This is a genomic window from Saccharopolyspora sp. 6V, from assembly GCF_020176785.1.
Lineage (GTDB): Bacteria > Actinomycetota > Actinomycetes > Mycobacteriales > Pseudonocardiaceae > Saccharopolyspora_C > Saccharopolyspora_C gregorii.
On record NZ_JAIUKB010000185.1, the window covers coordinates 1 to 7794 of the forward strand.

At 73.3% G+C, this 7794-nt stretch carries 8 protein-coding genes; 6 read left to right on the top strand and 2 right to left on the bottom strand.

The genetic code is table 11. From position 1 onward, the window contains the following. Positions 1-190: 190 nt before the first annotated feature. Both LCD35_RS28215 and LCD35_RS28220 read right to left on the bottom strand, forming a co-directional pair. The gene (locus tag LCD35_RS28215) at positions 191-958 is read right to left on the bottom strand and encodes a DUF1295 domain-containing protein (RefSeq protein ID WP_225045213.1); all 768 of its coding nucleotides are present in this window, start codon (positions 956-958) and stop codon (positions 191-193) included. Continuing rightward, positions 955-2244 carry a cyclopropane-fatty-acyl-phospholipid synthase family protein gene (locus LCD35_RS28220; protein WP_225045214.1) on the bottom strand — a complete coding sequence of 430 codons (1290 nt, stop codon included), beginning with the start codon at positions 2242-2244 and terminating at the stop codon, positions 955-957. Before LCD35_RS28220 ends, LCD35_RS28215 begins: the two co-directional genes overlap by 4 nt. A 99-nt stretch (positions 2245-2343) precedes the next feature. Here LCD35_RS28220 and LCD35_RS28225 point away from each other — a divergent pair, with 99 nt between their 5' ends. The 6 genes from LCD35_RS28225 to LCD35_RS28250 are packed head-to-tail and all read left to right on the top strand — an operon-like array spanning position 2344 to position 7693. Then, positions 2344-3045, top strand: coding sequence for an alpha/beta hydrolase (locus LCD35_RS28225; RefSeq protein ID WP_224962287.1), 702 nt, complete (start codon positions 2344-2346; stop codon positions 3043-3045). Then, positions 3042-4307 carry an NAD(P)/FAD-dependent oxidoreductase gene (locus LCD35_RS28230; RefSeq protein ID WP_224962289.1) on the top strand — a complete coding sequence of 422 codons (1266 nt, stop codon included), beginning with the start codon at positions 3042-3044 and terminating at the stop codon, positions 4305-4307. Before LCD35_RS28225 ends, LCD35_RS28230 begins: the two co-directional genes overlap by 4 nt. Continuing rightward, positions 4301-5041 carry a DUF1365 domain-containing protein gene (locus LCD35_RS28235; RefSeq protein ID WP_255615724.1) on the top strand — a complete coding sequence of 247 codons (741 nt, stop codon included), beginning with the start codon at positions 4301-4303 and terminating at the stop codon, positions 5039-5041. Before LCD35_RS28230 ends, LCD35_RS28235 begins: the two co-directional genes overlap by 7 nt. After that, entirely contained in the window at positions 5038-6273 is a 1236-nt protein-coding gene (locus tag LCD35_RS28240; protein WP_225045216.1) for a cyclopropane-fatty-acyl-phospholipid synthase family protein, read from the top strand. Before LCD35_RS28235 ends, LCD35_RS28240 begins: the two co-directional genes overlap by 4 nt. A gap of 59 nt (positions 6274-6332) precedes the next feature. After that, positions 6333-6932, top strand: a complete 600-nt coding sequence (gene sigK / locus LCD35_RS28245) for an ECF RNA polymerase sigma factor SigK (protein ID WP_224962295.1) — start codon at positions 6333-6335, stop codon at positions 6930-6932. Then, entirely contained in the window at positions 6929-7693 is a 765-nt protein-coding gene (locus LCD35_RS28250) for an anti-sigma factor domain-containing protein (protein WP_225045217.1), read from the top strand. The genes sigK and LCD35_RS28250 overlap by 4 nt, the downstream gene beginning before the upstream one ends. The last annotated feature ends 101 nt before the right edge of the window (positions 7694-7794 follow it).

Genomic DNA, 7794 nt, shown 5'->3' on the forward strand with positions numbered 1-7794 from the left:
CGAACCATTCGCCGCAGTTCGCCCCGCAGCTGCACCCGACGTTGTCGGCCGGGGTGGAAACCCTGGTGACGGCGGCCCTGCACCACTTGGACTGACCGCCCCGCGGTGACCGCCCCCGCCCCACTACCGGTGGCCGGTCCCACGGCGCCACCGGTGACCAGTCCCGCCCCGCGGTGCCCGCCGCCGGTGGTCACCCCCGTCGCGGCGGCCGCGGCAGGAACCCGCTGGTGCGCTCGACGTAGTCCGCGTAGCCGGGCCGCCGTTCGCGCATTCCCCTCTCCAGCAGGGGTTGCCCGGTGGCGCGCGCCAGGTCCCAGGTCATGACGAGCGGCGAGAGCAGCGTCGCCGCCCCGGCCCAGCTGTGGCAGGCCAGCAAGTACAGCCCCCACCACACGCAGGCGTCCCCGAAGTAGTTGGGGTGCCGCGTGTAGCGCCACAGCCCGCTGTCGAGGACCCGCCCGGAGTTGGCGGGGTCGGCGCGGAACCGGCTGAGCTGCGCGTCGCCGACGGTCTCGAAGCCGAACCCGATCACCCACACCACGATTCCCGCCCACCCGAGCGCGCCGAGCTCACCGGGGAAGGCGATGGCGGCTTGCACGGGCAGCGACACGAACCACATCACGATCCCCTGCACCAGGTACACGCGCAGGAACATGAGCAATCCGACCCGGTCGCCGTAGCGCCGCGCCATCTCCAGGTAGCGGGGGTCTTCGGCCCCGCCGGAGTTGCGGTGGTGCAGGTGCGCGGACAGCCGCACCCCCCACCCGACGGTCAGCGCGGTGGCGGTCCACCCGGCGGCGGAGCCGGGCCCGGTGAACGCGCAGCAGAGGGCGATCACCGCGAATCCGGCTCCCCACACCGAATCGATGGTGTCGTAGCGCTTGCGCAGCCGGGCGACGCCGTAGGCGGCGAGCACGGTGGCGAGCGCCGCGGCGGGGGCGGTGAGGAACGCGTTCATCGGGCGGCTCCGGCGAGCGCGGCGGCGGCGCCTCGTCCGTCCGCGGTGGTCTTGGTGGCGAGGATCTGGTTGACGCCCATGCGGTTCTCCTCGAACGCGAGCCCGCCGCCGGCGAGGTAGAGCCGCCAGGTGCGGGCCCGTTCGGGGCCGAGCAGCGCGACGGCCCGCTCCCAGTTCCGGTCGAGCGTCCGCGCCCATTCCTCGACGGTTCGGGTGTAGTGCTCGCGCATGGCCTGCACGTCGCGGATCTCCAGTCCGGTGCGTTCCAGGTGGTCGAGGGTGTGGCCGACGGGGACCATGCTCATGTCGGCGGCGATGTAGGCCTCGATGAACGCGCCGCCGCCGGGCGCGTCGCCCGCTCGGGACATCTGCTGGACGAGCAGGTTGCCGCCGGGCCGCAGCATCCGGTGCAGGGTGGCCGCGTACACCGGGTACTGGTTCTCCCCGACGTGCTCGCCCATTTCGACGGAGGCGACGGCATCGAAGGGTTCGCCGGAGATCTCCCGGTAGTCCTGCAGCCGCACGTCGACCTGCCCGCGCAGGCCGAGTTCGTCGATGCGGCCCTGGATGTGGGCGGCCTGCTGCGCGGAGAGCGTGACACCGGTGGCGTGCACGCCGTGGTGCCGGGCGGCGTGCAGGATGAGCGATCCCCAGCCGCAGCCGACGTCGAGGAGCCGGTCGCCTTCGGCGAGCCGCAGCTTGCGGCAGATCAGGTCGAGCTTGTCGTGCTGCGCCTCGGCGAGCCCGTAGTCCTCGCCGGTCCTGGTCCAGTAGCCGGAGGAGTAGGCCATGTTCGGGTCCAGCAGCAGCTCGTAGAACTCGTTGCCGGTGTCGTAGTGGTGCGCGATCACGTCGCGGTCCCGGGAGCGGCTGTGCAGCCGGCCCGCGCGCCCCGCCCCCCCGGCGGGGGGGGGGGGGCGGGGCCCGATGACGCCGAGCGCGACGGCTTCGGTCAGCAGCCGCCGCCACTGCGCGGGGCCGAACCGCACCGCGCCGGTGCCGCCCGCGCGGATCGCGGACCAGCAGCGGCGGAGCCCGTCGGTGAGGTCGCCGCGCACGTCGAGGTCGCCGCTGACGTAGGCGCGCGCCAGGCCCAGTTCCCCGGGCCGGTACAGCACGTGCCGCAGTGCTCGGCGGTTGCGCAGCACCACGCGCGGTGATCCTTCGGGACCGGCGGTGCTGCCGTCCCACGCGGTGAGCCCCACCGGCAGCGGGATGCCGATGAGGTCCCGCACGGCGCGTTCGATCCGGTGGGCCGCTCCGCGCGGCTTGCGCTGTTCGGACACACGAACCCCTTCCTCGGTCTGGTGTTCCTCGTTCGGAGCGGGGTCGCCCGCGGATCGGTGGTTGTGATCCGACGCACAACGACCAAGCCGGATCGGGTGGTGTTCCGAACCGGGGGCATGCAGATCCAGCAGCGTCCCGGCGATCCGGCCGGGCGGCGCGGGCCGCGGCCTTCGGTGCGCGTCCTGCGGTCCCGCGTCGACGAGCCGCGGACGGTGGTCCTCGTGCTGCACGGCGGGCGCGCCACCAGCGACGACCCGGTGCGCACCCACCAGCTCGCGTACCGGCGGATGCTCGTGGTGGCGCGTTCGGTGCGGCGGGCGGCGGCGGGCAGCGCCGTGCAGGTGTGGCTGCTGCGCTACCGGGTCCGGGGCTGGAACGAGCCGCGGCTGGACGCGCTGGCCGACGCGCGCTGGGCGTTGCGCCAGGTCGAGGAGCAGCATCCGGGCGCCCGGGTGCTGCTGGTGGGGCATTCGCTGGGCGGCCGGGTCGCGTTGCGGCTGGCGGGCGAGCAGCGGGTGCGCGGGGTATGCGCGCTGGCGCCGTGGGTTGAGCCGGGCGAGCCGGTGGAGCAGCTCGCGGGCCGCGTGGTGCTGATCGCGCACGGCGATGCGGACCGGGTCACCTCGCCCGCCGAATCGGCGGAGTTCGCGCGCCGCGCGCTGCAACTGCCGCGGCCGCCGTCGTTGACGTACGTGCGCGTGCCCGGCGCGGGCCACGCCATGCTGCGCCGCTGGACCGAGTGGGAAGCGTTGACGAGGCGTTTCGCCCGCGCACTGATCGTCGAGGAGGAGCTGCGATGAGCGGCACCGTGGCCGTGGTCGGCGCCGGGGTCTCCGGACTCACCGCCGCGTACCTGTTGCAGCGCCGCTACCGGGTGCTGCTGTTCGAGGCCGACGACCGGCTGGGCGGGCACGCCCACACGCACCGGTTGCGCAGCGGGGACGGGCGCGTGGTGCCGGTGGACAGCGGGTTCATCGTGCACAACGAGCGCACCTACCCGAACCTGCTGCGGTTGTTCGGGGAGCTGGGGGTGCGGACCGCGGAGACCGAGATGTCGATGAGCGTGTCCTGCGACGGGTGCGGCTTGGAGTACGCGGGGGCGCGGCGGCTCGGCGGGTTGTTCGCGCAGCGCGGCAACGCGGTGCGCCCGCGCTACCTGGCGATGCTGGCGCAGGTGGTGCGGTTCCACCGGGCGGCGAACCGGTTGCTGGACGCTCCCGGCGAGTCGGCGGATTCGGTGACGCTGGGGGATTTCCTGGCGGGGCAGGGCTTTTCGCGGTACTTCGTGGACCACTTCGCGCTGCCGCTGGTGTCGGCGGTGTGGTCGGCGGATTTCGAGGTGAGCAAGCGGTACCCGGCGCGCTACCTGTTCGAGTTCTTGCGCCACCACGGGATGCTGTCGGTGGGTGGTTCGCCGACGTGGCGCACCGTGTCGGGTGGTTCCGGCGAGTACGTGTCGCGCGCGGTGGAGCGGCTGTCGGCGGTGCACGTGGGCACCCCGGTGCGGTCGGTGGCGCGGTTCGCGGACCGGGTGGAGCTGCGGGACGCGCAGGACCGGGTGCACGAGGTGGACCGGGTGGTGCTGGCCTGCCACGCCGATCAGGCGTTGGCGCTGCTGGCCGACCCGACTCCGGCGGAGGCGAAGGTGCTGGGCGCGTTCGGTTATTCGGAGAACGAGACGTGGTTGCACTCCGATGCGGGTGTGCTGCCGCGGGCGACGGGCGCGCGGGCGTCGTGGAACCACCACAAGCCGAGCTGCGCCGCCGATCCGGGGCACGTGCTGGTCAGCTACGACATGAATCGGTTGATGCGGTTGGCGGAACCGGTGGACTACCTGGTGACGTTGAACCCGGCGGGCCGGGTGCGTCCGGAGCGGGTGCTGGCGCGGATGCACTACCGGCATCCGATCTACACGCCGGATTCCGTTGCGGCGCAACGAAACCTGCCCGAGCTGGGCGATGCGCGCACCCGGTTCGCCGGGGCGTACCACGGCTGGGGGTTCCACGAGGACGGCTGCGCCAGCGGGGTGCGGGCCGCCGAGGCGTTCGGGGCGGGCTGGTGAGCGCCGCGGGCGTTCCGGCGCTGTACCACGGGGAGGTGGTGCACGTGCGGCACGGCGACGCCGGGAACCGGTTCCGGCATCCGCTGTACACGTGGCTGGTCGACCTGGACGCGTTGCCGCGGCTGCCGTGGTGGCTGCGGCCGCTGGCCCGGTTCGACGCGCGGGACCACCTCGGTGATCCGCGGCGCGGCATCCGGGAGAACGTGGAGCGCTGGCTGGCGCTGCGCGGCGTCGAGCTGGACGGCGGCCGGGTGCTGATGTTGGCGCACGCCCGCGTGCTCGGACACGTGTTCAACCCGATCACCGTGTACTGGTGCCACCGGCTCGACGGTTCGGTGCGCTGCGTCGTCGCCGAAGTGCACAACACCTACGGGGAACGGCACGCCTACCTGCTGCACCCGGACGAGTCGGGGCGCGCGGAAATGGGCAAGGAGTTCTACGTGTCCCCGTTCCTGCCGGAACACGGCCGCTACGAGATGCGGGTCCGCCCGCCCGGTGAGCGGCTGCACCTGCGCATCCGGCTCCACGACGAGCACCGGCCGCTGTTGACGGCGGTGCTCACCGGGATGCGCGAACCCGCCACGGCGCGGACGGTGGCGCGGGCCGCGCTGCGCCGCCCGCTGGTGCCGCAGCGGGTGTCCGCGCTGATCCGCAAGCACGGGATCTCGTTGTGGCTGCGCGGATTCCGCATCGTCCCCCGCCGTCCCCACCCGCACCAGGAAGGCATCCGATGAGCATCACCGTCCAACCCGCCACCCAACTGGGGCCGTGGGATTCGATCGGGCCGGCACCGCATTCGCCGGTGCGCGCGCGCTTGGCCGAGCAGCTGTTCCGGTACGCGGTGCGGAACCTGCCGGTCCGCGTCGCCCTCGCCGGGGGTGAGCGGCTCGGCGCGGGCGGGCCCGGTGCGCCGCTGATGCGGATCCTCGATCCGGCGGCGTTCTTCCACCGGCTCGGCGCCGACTCGAAGATCGGGTTCGGCGAGTCGTTCGTGGCCGGGGAGTGGGACAGCCCGGAACCGGCCGAGCTGCTCACCCCGTTCGCCGAACGACTCGCGGACCTGGTGCCCGCACCGCTGCAGGCGCTGCGGCGCTGGGTGGACGCGCCCAAACCGGGCGCGGAGCGCAACACGACCACCGGGTCGCGGCGCAACATCGAACGGCACTACGACCTGTCCAACGACGTCTTCGCCGCGTTCCTCGACGAGACCATGACCTATTCGTCGGCGATGTTCACGCCCGGTTCGGACGACCTCGCGGACGCGCAGCGCACCAAGATGGACCGGGTGCTGGACCTCGCCGGGGTGGGCGCCGGGACCCGCCTGTTGGAGATCGGCACCGGCTGGGGGTCGTTGGCGATCCGCGCGGCCGAGCGGGGCGCGCAGGTCACCACCGTCACCTTGTCCGCCGAGCAGCAGGAACTCGCCGAGAAGCGCATCGCCGCCGCCGGGTTCACCGACCGGGTGGACGTGCAGCTGCGCGACTACCGGCACGCCGAGGGCGGTCACGACGCGATCGTCAGCGTCGAGATGATCGAAGCGGTCGGTTCCGAGTACTGGCCCGAGTACTTCGCCGCGCTGGACCGGCTGCTCGTGCCCGGCGGCCGCATCGGGTTGCAGGCCATCACGATGCCGCACGACCGGATGCTCGCGAGCCGCCGCTCGCACACCTGGATCCACAAGTACATCTTCCCCGGCGGGGAGATCCCGTCCCTGCAGGCCATCGAGGGGACGGTGCGCGAACACACCGGGTTGCGCGGCACCGGCCGGCACTCGTTCGGGCCGGACTACGCGGCGACGCTGCGGGCCTGGCGCGACGCGTTCCAGCAGCGGTGGGAGGACATCGCCGCGCTCGGTTTCAGCGAGCGGTTCCGCCGCACCTGGGAGTTCTACCTGGCCTACAGCGAAGCCGGGTTCCGCGCCGGGTACCTCGACGTGTGGCAGCTCGGCTTCCGCAAACCCGCCTGACCACGCCGCCGGACCAGCGGCGGTGCACACTCGGCACGATCCCGGTGAAGGGACCCGGCATGCAGGAACGTCCGCACTCCAGACCGCAGCGGTGGACACCGCCGCCCGATGAAGGGCCCGACGCGCGGGCGCTGATCGCCGACGTCGCCAAGGGCGATGAACGCGCTTTCGAACAGCTCTACGAGCTGCTCGCCGGTTCGCTGCTCGCGATGATCCAGCGGGTGGTGCGGGACGCCGCGCAATCCGAGGAGGTCGCGCAGGAAGTGCTCGTCGAGGTGTGGCGCCGCGCCACCCACTACCGACCGGAGCTCGGCAGCGTGCAGACCTGGGTGTTCACCCTCGCGCACCGGCGCGCCGTCGACCGGGTCCGCTCCGCCCAGGCCGGGCGGGACCGCGAGGCCCGCGTCGGTGCGCAGCAGCACGGCAGGCCGTTCGACGAGGTCAGCGAGTCCGTCACCACCCGGTGGGAGCAGCGTCAGGTGCGGCGCTGCCTCACCGCGCTCACCGAGCTGCAACGGGAATCGGTCCTGCTGACCTACTACCGCGGCTACACCTACCGGGAAGCCGCCGGTCTGCTCGAAGCACCCGCGTCCACCGTGAAGACCCGCTTGCGGGACGGACTGATCCGACTGCGCGACTGCCTGGGGGTGGGCCGATGAGCACCGACCTCGCCACGTTGACCGGTGCTTACGCCGTCGACGCGCTGCCTGACGACGAACGCGCCGAGTTCGAGGCGCACCTGGACTCCTGCGAGGACTGCACGCAGGAGGTCCAGGAACTGCGGGAAGCCGCGGCCCGGCTCGGGTCGGCCGAACAGTCCGCGCCGCCGGAGGCGCTGAAGCAGCGGGTGCTCGCCGAGATCGCCCAGACCCGGCAGGATCCGCCGCCGCCCGCCGACCTGGCGGGGCACGCGGCCAAGCGCCGCCGCCGGTACTCGTGGGCGACGCGGCTCTCGGTGGCGGCCGCCGCGGTCGGCGTCGCGCTCGCCGCCGTGTTCGGCGTCGTCGCCGTCCGCGCCCAGCAGGAGCTCGACGCGGCCCGCGACCGCATGACCGCAGCCGGGACGCGCGGCGCCGAGATCTCCGCCGTGTTGCAGGCCCCCGACGCGCGGGTGATCAACACGCCGGGGCCGGAGGGGATGCGGGCCACCACCGTGCTGTCGCACGCGCAGGGCAAGGCGATGTTCATGGCGACCGGGATGGCGCAGCCGCCCGCGGACCGGGCCTACCAGGTGTGGTTCATCGAACCCGGCGGGTCGGCCACCTCCGCGGGCATGCTCACCGCCGCCGGCGCCGACGACACGGAACCGCTGATCGCCGCCATGCCCCCGGACACCGCGCAGCTCGGAGTGACGGTGGAACCGGAAGGCGGCTCACCGGCGCCGACGACGACGCCGATCCTGATGCTCCCCACCACCTGATCGGAGCTGAGTGAACGGGCCCGTGGGGCCGGGGTGTTTGGGGGACGGGGCGGTGACACACCCCCCCGGGGGGGACAGCCGGCGCGCTGTGGGGTGGGGGG

Coding starts and splice junctions, on each gene's coding strand:
- LCD35_RS28215 (WP_225045213.1), bottom strand. CDS start 958: ATGAACGCGTTCCTCACCGCCCCCGCCGCGGCGCTCGCCACCGTGCTC.
- LCD35_RS28230 (WP_224962289.1), top strand. CDS start 3,042: ATGAGCGGCACCGTGGCCGTGGTCGGCGCCGGGGTCTCCGGACTCACC.
- LCD35_RS28240 (WP_225045216.1), top strand. CDS start 5,038: ATGAGCATCACCGTCCAACCCGCCACCCAACTGGGGCCGTGGGATTCG.
- sigK (WP_224962295.1), top strand. CDS start 6,333: ATGCAGGAACGTCCGCACTCCAGACCGCAGCGGTGGACACCGCCGCCC.
- LCD35_RS28250 (WP_225045217.1), top strand. CDS start 6,929: ATGAGCACCGACCTCGCCACGTTGACCGGTGCTTACGCCGTCGACGCG.